This window comes from Acidobacteriota bacterium, from assembly GCA_016196065.1.
Taxonomy (GTDB): domain Bacteria; phylum Acidobacteriota; class Terriglobia; order Terriglobales; family Acidobacteriaceae; genus Acidiflorens.
The window spans coordinates 1,565,126-1,580,265 of sequence record JACPYL010000010.1 but is presented as its reverse complement, the minus strand read 5'-3'; the positions used below and the strand labels follow the sequence as shown (position 1 = coordinate 1,580,265).

General features: G+C 57.3%; 13 protein-coding genes. 4 read left to right on the top strand and 9 right to left on the bottom strand.

The window, feature by feature from the left end; genetic code table 11:
• Positions 1–35 precede the first annotated feature (35 nt).
• The 3 genes from miaB to HY010_09860 form a co-directional block, all read right to left on the bottom strand.
• The gene (gene miaB / locus HY010_09870; GenBank protein MBI3476029.1) at positions 36–1,370 is read right to left on the bottom strand and encodes a tRNA (N6-isopentenyl adenosine(37)-C2)-methylthiotransferase MiaB; all 1,335 of its coding nucleotides are present in this window, start codon (positions 1,368–1,370) and stop codon (positions 36–38) included.
• A 108-nt stretch (positions 1,371–1,478) separates the two neighbouring features.
• A complete protein-coding gene (gene ypdA / locus HY010_09865; GenBank protein MBI3476028.1) occupies positions 1,479–2,537 on the bottom strand; it encodes a YpdA family putative bacillithiol disulfide reductase in 1,059 nt (352 codons plus the stop codon).
• A 161-nt stretch (positions 2,538–2,698) separates the two neighbouring features.
• Positions 2,699–3,361: an O-methyltransferase gene (locus HY010_09860; protein MBI3476027.1), complete on the bottom strand. Its 663-nt coding sequence runs from the start codon at positions 3,359–3,361 to the stop codon at positions 2,699–2,701.
• Between the two features lie 73 nt (positions 3,362–3,434).
• Here HY010_09860 and hpt point away from each other — a divergent pair, with 73 nt between their 5' ends.
• The 3 genes from hpt (at position 3,435) to lysA (ending at position 7,221) form a co-directional block, all read left to right on the top strand.
• Positions 3,435–4,046, top strand: a complete 612-nt coding sequence (hpt, locus tag HY010_09855; protein MBI3476026.1) for a hypoxanthine phosphoribosyltransferase — start codon at positions 3,435–3,437, stop codon at positions 4,044–4,046.
• 83 nt (positions 4,047–4,129) lie between these two features.
• Positions 4,130–5,917, top strand: a complete 1,788-nt coding sequence (locus tag HY010_09850) for a GAF domain-containing protein (protein MBI3476025.1) — start codon at positions 4,130–4,132, stop codon at positions 5,915–5,917.
• Between the two features lie 65 nt (positions 5,918–5,982).
• Complete coding sequence (gene lysA / locus HY010_09845) at positions 5,983–7,221, top strand: diaminopimelate decarboxylase (protein MBI3476024.1); 1,239 nt, start codon at positions 5,983–5,985, stop codon at positions 7,219–7,221.
• Between the two features lie 37 nt (positions 7,222–7,258).
• Here lysA and HY010_09840 read toward each other — a convergent pair whose 3' ends face one another.
• From HY010_09840 to HY010_09820, 5 genes are all read right to left on the bottom strand, one after another.
• Entirely contained in the window at positions 7,259–8,131 is an 873-nt protein-coding gene (locus HY010_09840; protein ID MBI3476023.1) for an alpha/beta hydrolase, read from the bottom strand.
• Positions 8,132–8,135: 4 nt separating this feature from the next.
• Positions 8,136–9,794 carry an amidohydrolase gene (locus HY010_09835; protein ID MBI3476022.1) on the bottom strand — a complete coding sequence of 553 codons (1,659 nt, stop codon included), beginning with the start codon at positions 9,792–9,794 and terminating at the stop codon, positions 8,136–8,138.
• Between the two features lie 69 nt (positions 9,795–9,863).
• Positions 9,864–10,748, bottom strand: a complete 885-nt coding sequence (locus tag HY010_09830) for an NAD(+)/NADH kinase (protein ID MBI3476021.1) — start codon at positions 10,746–10,748, stop codon at positions 9,864–9,866.
• Between the two features lie 143 nt (positions 10,749–10,891).
• Positions 10,892–11,632, bottom strand: coding sequence for a TlyA family RNA methyltransferase (locus HY010_09825; GenBank protein ID MBI3476020.1), 741 nt, complete (start codon positions 11,630–11,632; stop codon positions 10,892–10,894).
• Positions 11,633–11,863: 231 nt separating this feature from the next.
• Positions 11,864–12,610 carry a YebC/PmpR family DNA-binding transcriptional regulator gene (locus HY010_09820; GenBank protein MBI3476019.1) on the bottom strand — a complete coding sequence of 249 codons (747 nt, stop codon included), beginning with the start codon at positions 12,608–12,610 and terminating at the stop codon, positions 11,864–11,866.
• Between the two features lie 226 nt (positions 12,611–12,836).
• Here HY010_09820 and HY010_09815 point away from each other — a divergent pair, with 226 nt between their 5' ends.
• Positions 12,837–14,561 (top strand): hypothetical protein, encoded by a 1,725-nt coding sequence (locus HY010_09815; GenBank protein ID MBI3476018.1) that lies wholly within the window; start codon positions 12,837–12,839, stop codon positions 14,559–14,561.
• A 36-nt stretch (positions 14,562–14,597) separates the two neighbouring features.
• On the opposite strand, the gene HY010_09810 is transcribed toward HY010_09815, so the two are convergent.
• Positions 14,598–15,134, bottom strand: coding sequence for an AI-2E family transporter (locus HY010_09810; GenBank protein MBI3476017.1), 537 nt, complete (start codon positions 15,132–15,134; stop codon positions 14,598–14,600).
• Positions 15,135–15,140 lie beyond the last annotated feature (6 nt).

Sequence of the window (15,140 nt, the reverse complement as noted above, 5' to 3'; positions counted from 1 at the left end):
CCAAATTCCTTCGCGGCATCACCGAACTCCAGTTGCTAGTCACTGCTACTCGCTAATTCGCCTACCATGCTGTTGGGGAAGATCGTGGTTACTTTCACGTCCACGTAGCTTCCGACTTTCAATTCCGTGCCTTCGGGTGCAGTGAAGTTCAGCACTTTGATCTGCGAGGTACGGCCGATCCACTGGCCGCGGGAACAATTCTTCCCTTCCACCATCACCCTGGCGACTTGTCCCACGTGTCTCTTATTTCGAACCATGGATATCTGTCGCTGTTTCTCATTCACCACGGCCAGCCGGCGCGCCTTTTCCTCATCCGGGAGGGCGTCGTCGAGGCGCAAGGATGGCGTGTTGGGGCGCGGTGAGTACTTGAACGTGAAGGCGCTGTCGTAACCGACGGCGTCCAGCAGAGAAAGCGTCTGATCAAGTTCGTGTTCGGTTTCACCCGGGAAACCTACGATCAGATCGGTGGTAATCGAGATATCGCGCTTGGCGGATTGTATCCACGCAATGCGTTCGAGATACTCGTCGCGCGTGTAGAGTCGCTGCATGGCGTCGAGCACGCGATCGGAGCCGCTCTGGATTGGAAGATGAACGTGGTCGCAAAGTGCGGGAGAGGCATCGATCGCTTCCACAATGTCGCGCGTGAAATCGCGCGGGTGGGAAGTGGTGAAGCGGACACGCTCAATGCCATTGACTTCGCTGACGGCAGTCAGCAATCCCGCAAAACTCTTGTTTCCATCGGGATCGCGGTAGGAGTTCACGTTTTGCCCGAGCAGTTGAATTTCCGTGTAGCCCAGATCGGCCATCCGGCGCGCTTCCTGAAGAACGGACTCAGAGGTGCGGCTGCGCTCTTTTCCGCGCGTATAAGGGACAACGCAGTAAGCGCAAAATTTGTCGCAGCCTTCGATGATCGTGATGTAGCCGCGATGAGGATTGGTCCGGGCGGTAAATTCAGTTTCGAAGCATTCGTCGGTGCTGCGGTCGTCGAGTCCGGTGGCGCGCTTCCCTGCTTCGATCTGGACGAGCATCGACGGCAGATTCCGGTACGAAGCCGAGCCTGCCACCAGCGAAACGTAGGGGGCGCGCTCAAAAATCTTCTCGCCTTCCTGTTGGGCGACACAACCGAGGACTCCAAATTTCTTGCCCTGGGCCTGTAGTTTTTTGTAGTCGTTCAGGCGGTTGAAGACCTTCTGTTCCGCCTTGTCGCGGATCGAGCAGGTGTTGTAGAGCACCAGGCCGGCTTCTTCGACGGTAGGGACCTGGCGATATCCCTGCTGTTGAAGCGTGCCGATCACCTTTTCGGAGTCGTGCACGTTCATCTGGCAGCCAAAGGTCTCGAGGTAAAACGTTTTGTCGACGTTGGCTTCCATCGCCTTAGTATAAAGCACCACGCAAATGGCCGTCGGGCTGGTTGGGGCAGCAGTATCAGGATGTGGCAGCGCCAGGACGCCAGCGCTGGGGCCTGCCGGGCCGATCTTTTAGTCTGCGCTCAGGCTAATGGGTCCGTTGGAACCGGGACGGATGGACTTGCGAAGGTGGGCAGCGATCTGTTTCCCGTGGAAGCGGCCATTCTCAATAAAAATTTCGCTGGTGCGGGATCCCGCAACGATCACTCCAGCAACGTAGATGCCCCGGACGTTACTTTCCAGAGTCTCCGGATCGCAGACCGGGCGATGTTGCTCGGTAGAGAGTTCAATACCTACGCTGGTGAGGAAATCGTAGTCAGGGTGATATCCAGTCAGCGCGAAGACAAAATCGTTCTCCAGGCGACGCGAGCCCTCCGGCGTGTCGAGTACAACAAAGTCCTGTCCAATCTCGATCACGCGGCTGTTGAAGTACGCGCCGATCTCTCCTGACTTGATTCGATTCTCGACATCGGGGCGAACCCAATACTTCACGTTCGGATGAATCTGGCTGCCGCGATACACCATGGTCACGCGAGCACCGTGCCTCCACAGATCGAGCGCCGCTTCGGCCGCAGAATTCTTCCCGCCTACGATGACGACATCGCTATCAAAATAGGGATGTGGCTCGCGATAGTAGTGGAAAACCTTCTGCAGATCCTCCCCGGGGATGCCGATCTGGTTGGGCAAATCGTAATAACCAGTGGAGACAATAATCTTGCGAGCGCAGTAATCGTGTATGTGTCCCTGGCGATCGGTGGCGGCAATGTGGAAGTCTCCATCTTTACCGTTAATCGTTTTGACCCAGTGGTACTGGCAAACCTGCAAATCGTAGTGCTGGGCGGCACGCCGGTAATATTCAAGCGCCTCCAGACGTGTCGGCTTCACGAGCGAACTGGTGAAGGGGATATCGCCAATCTCCAGCAATTCGGGTGTCGTGAAAAAAACCATGTTCGTTGGATAGTTGTAAATCGAGTTCACCAGGCAGCCTTTGTCGAGAATGCAGACCTTGAATCCGGCTTTCTGGGCCTCGATCGCGCAGGCCAATCCAGTGGGCCCCGCGCCGACGATGAGTACGTCAATACGGGTGTCCTTGCGGGGGACGGTCTGAGTACGAGTGAGTGTCTCGGGGATCAGGTCAACCGACACGATAGGCGCCTTCACGAAGAGGCTGAAAAACAGATTATTTTAGCACCGGGGATGCTCCCGCGAGGCTCCCCACTTGGAGCTTTAACCGCATGAGGACGCGACGGGCTCGCAAAGCTCACCGAGAGACCACCTTAGTGGACATTTCCTTACTTCTTCACGCAGACCGACAATCCATCTCGCAAAGGCAGGATGGTCGTGTAGACATCGGGTGATTGATACATCAACTGGTTGAGTTCAAGAATTGCCTTGGTTTCGGCGTCGGGGTTGGGCTTGGACACTTTTCCGCTCCACAAAACATTGTCGGCAAGGAAGAGGCCGCCGCTTTTAAGATGGGACAACGCCATCCGGAACGCACGCGGATAGTCGGTCTTGTCCACATCGCAGAAGATGATGTCGTAGGCTTCCGTCTCTTCCGAAAGGAATTCGAGCGCATCTCCAATGCGGATCGTAATGCGATCAGCCACGCCAGCCCGTTCAAAGTAGCGGCGAGCCTTGTCGGCGTTTTTCTTGTTGCCATCGGTATAGACAACGCGTCCGCCTTCACCGACGGCTCGCGCCAACCAGATCGTCGAGTAGCCGATGGCCGAACCCATTTCAAAAACTCTCTTGGCGCCCTTGATCGTCGCCAGTTGATACAGAACGCGCGCGACCGCCGGTCCGATGATCGGCACCTTGTTCTTTGCGGCTTCGGCTTCCATCTCGGCGAGAACTTCGTCCCGGGCAGGCAGGAGCGAGTAGAGATAGTCCTCGACGCTTTCGACGGTAATTCCACCCATGCGCCAGTGATAGTTTGGGTCCAGGTCAGCCATGTTTGTTCTCCTTGCTCGAAAGAAAATCTACCACGGGAACATCACGTTGCGGTCACAGGCCAAGAAACCACGAATGCACGGCAATCGGGCATTTCGATTCGACGCGATCTCGTGTATAAAGTGTGCCGTGAGTGAACTTAAAGTATTACTGTCGCGCGAGCAGATTGCCATTCGAGTTTCAGAGATGGCGGCGGAGATTACCCGCGATTTCGAAGGTCAGTCCATTATTTTTGTCGGGGTCCTGAAGGGGGCAGCAATTTTCCTGAGCGATCTCGCTCGCAAGGTTCCACTCGATGCCACGTTCGACTTTATTGGAGTATCCAGCTACGGAAACCGGCCAACACCGGCGGAAAATCCGGCGGGCCACGCGGCGTGGGACTCGCTCGGAGAGGTTCGCATGACCAAGGACCTCGATCAGTCGATGGCCGGCCGCAATGTAATTCTCGTCGAAGACATTCTGGACACAGGGCTGACGCTGAACTACATCCAGAAGCTTTTGCTTGCTCACCAGCCGCTCTCTCTGCGGATTGCCGCGCTGCTCGACAAACCATCGCGCCGGAAGATGCCGATCCATGCTCACTACATTGGATTTGCTATCCCCGACGCGTACGTCGTCGGCTACGGACTGGACTACGCAGAGAAGTATCGCAACCTTCCAGACATTTGTGTGGTCGAAAATCCTTAGACGTCAGTCGAAATTTTTATGACACGCCTTGCGATCTATTTTCGCAATCCAGGGTGTGCAAAAGGCGGCCGGAGGCGGCTGCTATGATTAAGGCAGTGAAATCTAGCCCCTTACAATCGGTAGCACCCTCCCAGGTGGAGCCCTTCCTGCTGGAAGTGGTCGACGTGGTCAACACCACCCTGGATCTGGAAACTACGCTCCGACGCGTAGCTGAACTAGTCCGCAAGGTCATTGATTACGAAATCTTCGCCATCCTTTTGCTCAACGAACAGCGCCAGGAACTGTATGTCCGTTTTCAGGTGGGATATCCAGTGGAAGTGGCGGATCGGGCGAGAATCAAGGTTGGCCAGGGCGTCACGGGACGGGCGGCCCAGCTTCGGCAGCCGATGCTGGTCAACGATGTGTCCAAGGAAGAGTTTTATGTGGATGCGGTTCCGAACGTGCACTCGGAACTGGCTATTCCGTTGATCGTGAAGAACCGCGTAATCGGTGTCATCGATATTGAAGCACGAGAAATCGGCTACTTCACCGAAGAGCACATGCGCCTGCTTACCTTGATTGCGTCCCGCATGGCGGTCGCGATTGAGAATGCGAGGCTATACACGCGCACGACGCGTCAGGCGCGAACGCTGCTCTTGCTAAATGAGATTGCGCGAGAGCTGACATCGATCCTGAACCTGGATGAGCTGTTGAAGCGGGTCGGCGAGCTGCTCAGCCGGATCATCGACTACCAGATGTTCAGCGTTTTGCTGGTGGATCCGGATACGGATAAGCTCCAGCATCGCTTTGCGCTCCGCTTTCAGGAGCGACTGCATCTCAAGCACGACATTCCACTCGGCCGCGGGCTGGTGGGACATGCAGCGCAGAGCAAACAAGCCATACTGGTTCCGGACGTCTCCAAAGACTCCCGATACATTCTGTTGAATCCGGAAACGCGGTCGGAACTAGCTGTTCCGCTCATCTACAAAGAGAAAGTCATTGGCGTACTCGACCTGGAACACACGCGCCGCGGCTATTTCACGGAAGATCACAAGCGCACTTTGACGACGCTGGCCGCGCAGGTCGCGATTGCGATCGAGAACGCGCGCCTTTACGAGCAGATTGCGAAACAGGAGCAGCGCCTGGAACGCGATCTGGCGCTTGCCCATGAACTGCAGTTTCGGCTACTCCCACATGCGAAGCCCAAGATTCCGAATCTTGAAGTGAGCGCGAAATTCGTTCCCGCGCGCGCCATTGGCGGCGATCTGTACGATTTCATCCATTACTCGCTATCGAGAGTGGGGATTGTGATCGGCGACGTCAGTGGCAAGGGGGCTCCGGCTGCAATCTATGCGGCGCTGGTAAGCGGCATTCTTCGCTCCCACGCTCCCATCGAGCCGGGACCGGCGGAAATGTTGTCGGCGGTCAATTTATCGCTCGGCGAACGGCGCATCGATGGACAGTTCGTTTCGATCATCTATGCGGTATGGGACGACGAACGCCGCAGCCTGCAGGTGGCAAACTCGGGACTGCCGCGTCCGATCTATTGTCACAATGGCAAAATCGAAACAATTGACGTAACCGGCTTGCCTCTGGGGCTTTTCGATGAAGCCGATTATGACGAATTGAGCTTTAAGGCGAAGCCGGGTGATCTGTTCGTGTTTTACAGCGATGGAATTCTCGACGCACGCAACCGCGACGGCCGTTCTTTCGCACGCGAACGGCTGGAGGAGATCATTCTCGGGTGTCAGACCCAGTCGGCGGACTGCGTGGTCAGCAATATTTTCAAAGCCGTGGCCGAACATGCCGCGGGTGCGGATCCGTTCGACGACCAGACAGTAGTCGCCATTCGCGTCAAGGACGGCGCAGCCGGGGCAGGCAAACGGAAGTGACGCGCCGTCCGAAAACAGAGCTTGTTCGCTCACCTTCCCTTTCTTATTCCCATGTCGTTCGCGACGTGGGCGACGCAGAACTGTTCTGCGAAGCTACTCCGCTTGTGAAACTGGCGGGACGGTATGGGACTCCCCTGTATGTGTACTCGTCCGAGATGATCCGGGCACGCCTGCAAGCATTTGCTCGGGCCTTTCGGGCCGTCCCCCATACCCTCTGTTACTCGGTCAAAGCGAATTCGACGCTGTCTATCTTGCGGTTGGTGGAGCGTGCCGGAGCAGGATTCGACATCGTGTCGGGCGGAGAACTCGAGCGAGTCTTACGAGTGAGAAAGACAGCCGCGCGCCAGGTTGTGTTCTCAGGAGTCGGGAAGACCGTGGCGGAAATGGAACTCGCGCTCAAGGCGGGGATCCTTCTCTTCAATATTGAAAGCGCCTCGGAGTTGCGAGTATTGGCGGCAACCGCAGCACGATTAAAGAAGCGCGCGGCGGTGGCAGTCCGGGTAAACCCTGACGTTTCGGCGAAGACGCATCCTTACATTTCCACGGGACTGCACCAGCACAAATTTGGCGTGCCGATTCCGGAGGCACGCGAACTCTACGCGGAAGCAGCGCAGCATCCGTCTTTGAAAGTCAGCGGAGTGAGCGTACACATCGGATCGCAGATTGCGGATGTCAGTTCATTTGCAGAAGCGTTGGAACGAGTCGCGGATCTTGTTCGGGAACTACGCGGTGCCGGTCATGACATTCGCTATGTGGATGCAGGCGGCGGGTTGGGGATCTCGTACGAGGGTACGCAGGAACAATTTGGTGACCAGATCGCGGCCTATGCTGCCTCAGTATTGCAACCGTTACAGGGACTGAAGGTGCATTTGTTGCTGGAGCCGGGACGATCGATTGTAGGAGCTGCGGGCGTGCTGTTGACTCGCGTGATCTACCGCAAGGCAAATCACGACAAGCGCTTCCTCATCGTGGATGCTGGCATGAATGACCTGTTGCGTCCTTCGTTGTACGGGGCGCACCACGAGATTGTGCCGGTGGTTCGAACGTCGAGCGAAACAGAGACCACCGACATCGTGGGACCAGTATGCGAAACCGGCGACTTTTTCGCACGAGACAGGCAGCTCCCGGTTGTACGAGAGGGAGACCTACTGGCAATTCTCGATGCCGGCGCCTACGGCGCTGCGCTCGGATCGAACTACAACACGCGCGGAAAACCGGCGGAAGTACTGGTGGACGGAAAGAAGGCGCGGGTCATTCGAAGACGCGAGAATGTGCGGGACCAGTTAAGGCTGGAGGAGCTCTGAGTGCTGGGCGATGATGATCTGCGCTGTGAGGACCGTTTTACAGCGACTCCAGAAAATTCGTCACTGCCCTCAGGACGGGCTCCGGCTGTTGGATGAACAAGGCGTGGCCCAGAGTACGAAGCTGGACGTGAGCATGGTGCGGCAGCAGGCGCGTGGCGAGGGCAACGTCGGCATCGGACATTAGTCCTCCTAGTTCACGATTTGCCTGCAACAGCAGTGTTGGGCAAATGATCCCCCGCAAGACCGTCTCACCATTCCAGGCTCCCAGCGCGGAGCCGTCGATCGCCATTGCGTAAGTGTCGGGATCGGCTTGCGCAACGCTTCTCGCCCACGAGAGTAGATAGGCTTCGTCGTTGCCGGGAAGATTTCTGATGAACACCGATTCCGTTGTGCCGCGCACGGGCAGTTCGATACGGCCGATACCAGTCGCAATCTCTTCGACCGAGCCACCTTTGCGTGCCAAATCGCGCAAGCCGGTGAAGAGAGCGACATACATCGGGCTGGGAGTATGCTCGGTCACAATCATGTTGTCGCCCAGAATGAGCGCGCGTACCAGTTCCGGATGATGGCTGGCGATCCACATCGCAACCATGCCACCGAGCGAATGTCCGAAGACAATGGCGTTGGCGGGTACGCACTCCCGGAGAAAGTGGGTGACATCCTCCGCGTAATGAGTGCCTCCGTAGCCGCGAGCGACTCGGCTGGATTTGCCATGTCCGCGAAAATCGGGAGCGAAAATGTGCCAGCGCATGCTGAGCGCGGGAATGAGCGGAAGAAATACCTGCCAGCGACGTCCCAGGCCGTGCAGCAGAACCAGCGGCGGGCCATTGGATGGGCCTTCCGCATAATGGAGGCGAACTCCCGCCGCGTCAAACTCATGCTCGTTGATTCCTGGCAGCGCTTCGTTCACGAGGTCACCGGAGAGGGTTGTCGTCGCCGTACGTCAACTTGCCGCCGACCCATGTCTTCAGGACTTTCACTTCGCGTATTTTGACGGGATCGATCGCAAGGATATCGTCGCTCACCAGAACCATATCGGCTAGTTTTCCGGGAGTGATGGAGCCTTTAACAGTCTCCTGAAATTCCGCATACGCAGAGCCCATGGTGTACGCCTCGATGGCTTCTTTAATGGTCAGCTTCTGTTCAGGAAACCATCCGTTGGGATTTTTCCCGTCGAGTGTGGCGCGGGTCGTGGCGGCATAGAGCGACAGCATGGGATTCAGAGGTGCGACGCTCCAATCCGTGCCAAAGGCCAGCCTGACGCCGTGATCGAGAAATGTGCGGAAGGCGTAGGTTCGGCTGGCGCGGTCGTGGCCAATACGTCCTTCGGCCCAGCGGCCATCGTCGATCGCATGGTAGGGCTGCATGGATGCGATGACATGCAGTTGTGCGAAACGATCGAAGTCCTTCGCGGCCATGTGCTGGGCATGTTCGATGCGCCAGCGGCGGTCGCGTGGGCCGTGTGCTTTGTCGATTTCGGCGTAGATATCCAGGATGGCGGAGATGCCGGCGTCACCGATCGCGTGCGTACAGAGCTGCAGGCCAGACGCGTCAGCCCGCATCATGCGATCCCGCATCATCGAAATCGGGTGCATGGCATCGGAGAGCAGTCCGTGATTATTGGGCTGGTCGTTGAAGGGCTCGAAGAAATATGCGGTGCCGGAACCGAGCGAGCCGTCGGCATACGATTTGAGCGCGCCGATGCGAAGGTAGGGACCGCCAAAGCTGTGGCGAATACCGATCTTCACCTGGTCATCGACCTGCGAAATCAACGGAGCGGCGTAGATGCGGGTGGTCAGTTTGCCTTCCTCGAGCAATTCGGCATAGATCGCGATGTCGGCGTACTCGGGATTCATGTCCTGCACACTGGTCACGCCGAGCGATGCGGCATGGGCAAGCGCGCGCTCCGCCATGTGGCGGCGCTGGTCGTGGGTCGGGTCAGGAATCACTTTGAAAACCAGATCACTGGCGGCGTCCTTTAAAGCGCCAGTAGGGTTTCCCTGCGCGTCATGGACGATAACTCCTCCGTCGGGGTCGGGAGTTTTGGCAGTGATCCCTGCAAGCTTCAGCGCCAGAGAATTAGCCAGAATCATGTGGCCGTCGTAGCGACTGAGGGCAGTCGGCGTGTTCGGTGTAATCGGGTCGATCACTTCTTTGGTGGGAAGTTGGGCGGGAGTCCACTTGGTTTCGTCCCAATCGCCGCCGACCATCCATTCGCCATTAGCAGTCTTCTTGGCTCGCTCTGCAATGCGTCGTGCGAACTCCTGCTGGCTAGTCGCGTCATTCAATTGCACGTTGTCGAGTTGCTGGCCGCCCGATGTGAAGTGGACGTGAGCATCGTTAAATCCGGGGACGAGGCGCTTCCCTGCTGCATCAAGCACGCGAGTATTCGGTCCGCGCCAGAGTTCAACTTCCTGATTGGATCCGACGGAGACAATTCGATCGCCCAGGATGGCGACCGCTTCGGCTTCTGGACGAGCAGAGTCGACGGTCCAGACCTTCGCGTTACGGATGATGAGGTCAGCCGCAGGTTTGGATTGCGCGAGCGCACACACCGCACATGTCAACAGCATTGCGACTTTCAGGAAATGCCGATTCATAGTTCCTCCGGGATAAACCTCAGTCGCAATAACCTTTCGGGGCTAACGCTCTCCCCACTTCAGCTTCGTACTGAGTACTTCGAAGAACGTTTTGCGGAAGCGCAACAGTCTGGCGGGATGTTCCGCTTTGACACAGCGCACAGTATCCCCGTCGCTCACCGGCATGCCAACCTGCCCGTCGAGACTCAAGTAGGCTTGCTCTTCGCCCGTCACGACCTGAATTTCAATTTCGACGCTGTCGCGCACGACCACCGGGCGGTGGGTCAATCCATGGGGAGACACAGGTGTGATCACAAACGCACTGACGTCGGGCTTCAGGATGGGACCTCCTGCACCCAGCGAATAAGCGGTGGAACCAGTTGGCGTGGCGACAATCACACCATCGGCTCGATAGCTGGAAACGAATTCCCGGTCGACATAAAGTTCGAAGTGATTCAGACGAGCGATCGCGCTTTTGCTGATCACAATGTCATTCAAGGCGATATGGGTCGCGACGGCGCCACCTGCACGAACCAGGGAGCAACTCAGCATGGCGCGGCTGTCCACCATGTACTGGTCCTTTTCAATCGCTTCGAGCGCGGGATAGAGATCGTCGAGAGCAAGTTCGGTGAGGAATCCGAGCGTGCCCAGGTTTACTCCCAGGATGAGAGTCCCGGCCCGACACACTGCGCGCGCCGCCGAAAGTAGAGTGCCGTCTCCGCCTAACACCAGGGCGAGGCCGGGGGCGCGGGACGCCATCTCACTACGCGCAACGACATCGGCCGACGAGAAATATTGCGCGCTCTCCGGGTCGACCATCACTTTATAGTTTCGCTGGGTTAGCCATTGGTGAAGTTGCGGCAGGATGTCCGACAATTCCGGACGACCGGGTTTCGAGATAATGGCGACCGTCACTGGCCGGGCAAGGATTTTGGAAGACTCTGGCATGGAACTCACGATTGTACAGAAGTAAGGTCAGAGGTGAGAGGTGGAAGTGAGGTGAGAGGTTAGAGGTCGGAATGCAAAGGTGAAATCACACTACCGGGACTGGGTCTAACCTTTGCAATCAGACCTCTAACCTCTGACCTCGCCTAGAACTCTCCGAACAGCAGGAATTCGCGATTGCCTTCCGCTCCTAGGATGGGAGACTCGATGGAATCTGTCCGCTTCGCACCCAGGCTGCGGAGAGCAGTCTCGACCTTCACTAACGCGGCCTGTTGTGCGGCTGCGTCGCGTACGATTCCGCCTTTGCCCACCAGGTCACGGCCAACTTCGAATTGGGGCTTCACGAGGACGACCATCCGATACGGGCGGTTGATGTCGATGCGGGATGACAGGATAACCGCGGGCAGCACCAGGGTCGCGGAAATGAAGGAGACGTCCATCGCGACGAAATCAATTGGCGCGCCAACCTGCTCCGGAACGAGATACCGTGCGTTGGTTTTCTCCAGCAGTTGCATGCGAGGATCGTTGCGGAGGCGGAATTCCATCTGGCCGTATCCGGTGTCGACCGCAATCACGCGGCTCGCGCCGTGCTGGAGCATGCAGTCACTGAAGCCGCCGGTGGAGGCGCCGACATCGAGACAGGTCTTCCCATTGAGATCGATCTGCCAGTGTGCCAGGGCTTTCTCCAGTTTGAGTCCACCACGGCTCACGTAGCGAAGATCGTCGCCGAGCAGGCGGATAGCACAGTCCGGGTCCACGGATGCGCCAGCTTTTTCTATCTTCTGTTCGTTGACGAGAACTTTTCCAGCGAGGATGAGCGCGTGCGCGCGCTCACGGGATGGCGTGATGCCACGTTCCACCAGAAGTTTATCGAGTCGCGTCTTCACGTCGTCATGTTGCTGGACAAATATGGCGTCAGCCTTCACTCGCCTAGCACCCGATGCAGTGCAGAATGCTGAACCAATTTGTTAAGAGAAGGTTACAGGAGATACACCCACGTTTTGCACAGAGTTTTCCACGATGATGTTGAAAACTATCCGTTAGATACCTGAGTTTTGAAAAAAATAAAGCCGTCCCCGACGAGGACGGCTCTCGAATCTTGTGCCGATCGCGAAAAACTATCCTGCTACTTCTTCCAGAAGCTTTTCGTCGATGTCGAAGTTGGAGTGCACGTTCTGGACATCGTCGTTGTCTTCCAGGGCCTCCACCAGTCGGATCATCTGGGTCGCCTGCTGGCCTTCGAGTTTGATGTAGTTCTGCGGAATCATCGCGACGCTGGATGAAACGGGCGTGATGCCAGCCTTCTTGACGGCCTCAAGCACGCCTTCGTAAGCGGAAGGCTCGGTGATGATTTCCCAGTTCTCGCCTTCGTCCTTCAGATCTTCTCCACCCGCTTCGAGGATGATGTTCATCAAGTCATCTTCCTTGGCAACGGATTTGGGGATGATGATGTCGCCCTTCTTGTGGAACATCCAGGAAACGGCGCCGGCTTCCGCCATGTTGCCGTTGTTCTTGCCGAAGACGTGGCGAATTTCGCTGACCGTGCGGTTGCGATTGTCGGTCGAGATTTCCGCGAGCAACGCAACGCCACCCGGTCCGTAGCCTTCGAGCGTGAACTCTTCGTAGGTCAAGCCGGGCAGTTCGCCCGTCCCGCGCTGGATGGCACGCTTGATGTTGTCGGCGGGCATGTTCTCGGCCTTCGCGGCCAGGATCGCCGTGCGCAGGCGCGGATTCATGTCCGGATCGCCGCCGCTCTTGGCAGCCATGGCGATTTCCTTGATGAGACGGGTGAAAATCTTGCCGCGCTTCGCGTCCAGCGCGCCCTTTTTATGCTTGATTGTGGCCCACTTAGAATGGCCAGACATAGGGATACCTCGGTCTATTGAACTTGAAGTGCGTTATTTAAGAAGTCGCCCGCGGAGGAAATCACTGGATAGCCTCTACGAAAAACTGGTCAGGCGAACTGAGATTATAGCATGGGTTATACGGAGAAAATCCTTCGTTTGCAGTGGCTAGAAAGGGGCATTTAGCGGTCACCCTGGAAAATAACAGTGAAATGAACAGCATGCGGTAGGCTGGTGTGGCTTTCCTATGGCAACCCAATCCCTCGATCGACTCCTGACCCGATTGGAAGAGTCGCGCTTTGATTTTGGCGTGGGCGGCTCGGCCCAGGTCTTGCTGGCCCTCCGCGCACTCGAGAAGGCACGTTTCAAGGGCGCCCCTTCCCTCATCCGTTTTCACGAAACCCTGCTTTTCCTGCGAGCGTTTCCGCAGGGGCCCGCTGTCGTCAGGAAAGCAGAAAGCCTGCTTAACTCGTTCTGGAAACGGGTCGCCGCCCTGCGCGCCAGCGGCGAGGATTTGAGTGAATGGGACACATTCGAATTCGCCGGTGTCGCCGGCACGACGATGGAAGATACGCTCGGTTACGACGTTGCCCGCTGGCTGGTCGGCCAAATGCCGGACAAAGTCGAGATTGCGTGGGACAACTGCGAACCGGGGCGAACAACGGTCACGACCTGGCCGCGTTTCATGCCACTCCTGGAGGACGATGCCTTCGTTGAGGCCGATACGCCCTGGCAGAAGTGGATGGAAACGGCGCGCGGAAAAAAAAGCCGCAGCGCGGAATGGCTGATCCGGCAATTTGAAAACCTGTCGCTGCCGGATAGCGAGAAGGCCGAACTCTACGATTCTCTTCGGCTTCCCTTGCGATGGGATCTGGACAATGCGCTGGTCTCTCGCACCCGGAATTGGAACACGGTCAGATCCGGCAAGGCGACTGCGCGCCCGGAGATCTTCTATCACGATGGCCCGCTCATCAGTCGCAGCGAAGTGTCGCTCGCAAAAGAGTTAGCGAAAAAACCGCCGGCGCTCATCAAGTTATCGCGCAGGGACGGCGAGCGGGTGATGGATGCCATCCGCGAAGTAATGCTGGTCCGGTATCGCGAGCTATACGGGACTACGTTGGGTGATCCGGCGTCGGTAGTACGGGCGGATGTGGGCCGCGGCGTGTCGATCTACTTCTGGAATCTTCCGCCTGAACGCCGCTTGCCGCTGCGTTCTTATGTGGCCGGATTCAGTTTCAAGAATGGCGTGCCCATCAATTACATCGAAGCGATCGGACTATGCGAATGGATGGAAGTCGGCTTCAACACGTTCTATACCTTCCGCGGCGGTGAAGCCGGATGGGTCTATGCGCAGGTGCTGCGCGGTCTTTGCCATCTGATGGGGACTACGTGTGTTTCGGTGTATCCGTATCAGCTCGGACATGACAACGAAGAGGCGATCGAGTCGGGCGCATTCTGGTTCTACCGGAAGCTGGGATTTCGGCCCGGGCGTCCGGAGCTGTTGCGATTGGTGCAGAGTGAAGAGAAAAAGATCGCGGCGAATCCTAAGTATCGAACTTCGGCGCGCACGTTACGACGGCTGGCGGCTTCGCATGTTTTCTACGACCTGCCCGCGAGTGAAATAGGGGCGTGGGATCGATTTTCGACCCGGAACATTGGACTCAGGGTCAACGCTCGTATGGCGCGAGACTTTGGAGGAGACGCTCGCGTGATGCGTGCGGAATCGGCGAGAAAGATCGCAAAGATGTTGGGAATGAATACCGCATCGTGGACGGCACTCGACAAAGCGAACCTCGAGAACTTTTCTGTGGCATTGATGACCGTGCGCGATCTTTCGTCGTGGACGCGAGCGGAGAAAGACGCATTGGTCCAAATAATTCGTGCGAAGGGCGCGAACGATGAGATGAAATTCTTGCACCTGACTCAGCAGCATCAGCGATTTCGCGACGCCATCAGAAAGATGGGATCGTAGAGTCGTCACTGGATCGCGCTCCCAGGATGACAACTCTTAACCGGGGTTTGAATCTTTGTTCGCTTTGTACGCGTACACCACGGCAAGCAAGGGCGGGGCGATGAGAAATCCCCAGAAAGGGATCGCGAATCCCAGGGCGAGTGGGACGAGTATTGACGCCCACATCGGCACTCTGGCGGCGCGGCGCATGATGTAGGGCTGCAGGAGCAGGCCGTCGACGACCACGATGGCTGCATAGAGAATCAGGACATAGAGGGGATGTTCCCAATCCTGCCAGCGAAGAAGGGCTGCGAGCGCCGGGCCGACCAGGCTAAGTACGGGGCCCAGGTGGGGAACGATTTGTAGCGCCGCCGCCAGGAGCGCCCAGAGCGCAGCCCATGGCACTCCAATGATCCACAGGCCGAGCAGCCAGAGCAGAGCTACGGCGATAGAATCCTGAATCTGGGCGACCGCCCAGTTCTTGAGTGCGGAGCCGGTGAGGCGAATGTGCTCGCGAGGATCCATTTTCAATTTGTTTGGGGCTCCTCTGTAAACCTTATCCCGCCAATTCCGTCCATAGCAATAGAGCCACACGATTCG

What these genes read in the sequence shown, in the direction of transcription:
- miaB (MBI3476029.1), bottom strand. Translation starts at nt 1,370, where the DNA reads ATGGAAGCCAACGTCGACAAAACGTTTTACCTCGAGACCTTTGGCTGC.
- HY010_09860 (MBI3476027.1), bottom strand. Translation starts at nt 3,361, where the DNA reads ATGGCTGACCTGGACCCAAACTATCACTGGCGCATGGGTGGAATTACC.
- hpt (MBI3476026.1), top strand. Translation starts at nt 3,435, where the DNA reads ATGCACGGCAATCGGGCATTTCGATTCGACGCGATCTCGTGTATAAAG.
- HY010_09850 (MBI3476025.1), top strand. Translation starts at nt 4,130, where the DNA reads ATGATTAAGGCAGTGAAATCTAGCCCCTTACAATCGGTAGCACCCTCC.
- HY010_09835 (MBI3476022.1), bottom strand. Translation starts at nt 9,794, where the DNA reads ATGCTGTTGACATGTGCGGTGTGTGCGCTCGCGCAATCCAAACCTGCG.
- HY010_09830 (MBI3476021.1), bottom strand. Translation starts at nt 10,748, where the DNA reads ATGCCAGAGTCTTCCAAAATCCTTGCCCGGCCAGTGACGGTCGCCATT.
- HY010_09820 (MBI3476019.1), bottom strand. Translation starts at nt 12,610, where the DNA reads ATGTCTGGCCATTCTAAGTGGGCCACAATCAAGCATAAAAAGGGCGCG.
- HY010_09815 (MBI3476018.1), top strand. Translation starts at nt 12,837, where the DNA reads ATGGCAACCCAATCCCTCGATCGACTCCTGACCCGATTGGAAGAGTCG.